This window comes from bacterium endosymbiont of Bathymodiolus sp. 5 South, assembly GCF_900128535.1.
Taxonomy (GTDB): Bacteria; Pseudomonadota; Gammaproteobacteria; order PS1; family Pseudothioglobaceae; genus Thiodubiliella.
Window position 1 is genome coordinate 1 of sequence record NZ_FQTR01000281.1, and the last position, 1580, is coordinate 1580.

At 40.2% G+C, this 1580-nt stretch carries 2 protein-coding genes; both read left to right on the forward strand.

Annotation, left to right across the window (positions count from 1 at the left end; genetic code table 11):
• The coding region (locus BBROOKSOX_RS10825) for a hypothetical protein (protein WP_139661800.1) at positions 1–834 on the forward strand (834 nt) is incomplete at its 5' end.
• Positions 831–1580: RHS repeat-associated core domain-containing protein (locus BBROOKSOX_RS10830; protein WP_139661802.1), on the forward strand; the 750-nt coding region annotated here is incomplete at its 3' end. The genes BBROOKSOX_RS10825 and BBROOKSOX_RS10830, both read left to right, overlap by 4 nt.

A 1580-nucleotide genomic window follows, 5' to 3' on the forward strand; every position in this document is an offset into this window, starting at 1 on the left:
TCAGCAGGAGCGGTTGATGGATTAGACTTGTATGTTTATGTGGACAATAATCCCCTTAAGTATATTGACCCAACAGGGCATGTTAAAGTTATTCCAGCTGACATAAATCTGGAAAATTATGAAATAGATGTACTAAGTCCAATTGAAGGAACTTATCAGAATAATAATTTATTTTATTTTCCTGAATCGTATGAAAGACTGGAAAATATTGTCAGGACTTATCCTGCTAATAAACTTAACTTGTTAAACGCCAATACAAAATTCTCCATCATATCAGATGACAGTAGCAATAGGGAATCGATCATTCAAGCACATACTCGTCCGTCTTATGACTCTTTTAAGAATACTATGAACTTCTCCATAGGGGAATTAGTTTTTAATTCAAATTTTAAAGATGAAGATATAAGTCTTCGTTCTGGCTTGAACGCAACAGAAGTAACCTCTTATCAGTATTTAGGGATGACAAAAATAGCAGGTGCATTAAATATGCTACCTAAAACAATGCTACGCCAGAGTATCACCAACCCCAGCACAAACGAAGCAATAGAGATTTATCTAGCGGATAGAAATTACCCAAAGTTTTATCGTAACTTTCTTATCAAGAGTGATAATGGCAGATCTTCTTTAAGGATTACCAATACTTTTAGTCTTAAGGTAGCCTCTGTAGAATTCGAGGCTATTGACAATAACATTCGCCTACATTTAAAACCAAAAATGCCTTTAATATCTGTTGACGAACCCCTGCCACCTCGTGGAGATATGTATGAATATTTTGCACCTGATAGTAGGCTAGCTAAAATAAGACGACAAACAGACCACTGTGCCATATTATGATTTCACTAGAACCCTACCACCAATCCCACACCTACGACACAGGCAACAACCTAACCCACCTCTCACACCAAGCAAAAAGCAACACTTGGCAACAAACTCTCACTATCCACCCTAACAGCAACCGTGGCACTGAAACCCAACAATCCACCAGCGACTTTGATGCCAATGGCAATTTATTAAACTTAAACAATATCGGCAACCTGGAGTGGCACTACAACAACACCTTGAATAAACTTACTAAAGTAAACAAACCCAACACCACACAATACTATGTTTATGATTATCAAGGCAAGCGAGTTCGCACTGTGATTGAATCTAACCACCAAGTGCAAAGCCAAAGAGACTACCTACCCGCACTAGACCTCTCAATCAACCAAACAAAACAACAAAGCGCCACCTTGCACATCGGCACCCACATCCTCAGCGAAAGTAGCAAAGACAACGCGCAAACTACGCGCCAAACCCGCTACCAACTCAACAGCCACCTACAATCCAACATCTTGGAATTGGATGACAAAGTTCAAACCCTCAGCTACGAACATTATTATCCCTATGGTGGCACTGCCATCATTGCTGGCAAAGACAAAACCCAAACCCAGCAAAAACGCTACCGCTACACAGGTAAAGAAAGAGACGATAGTAGTGGTTTATGCTACTACGGTGCTAGGTACCTAGCCCCTTGGTTGGCAAGATGGATAAGTCCTGATTCAGCAGGGGCGGTTGATGGTTTGAATTTGTATGTTTAT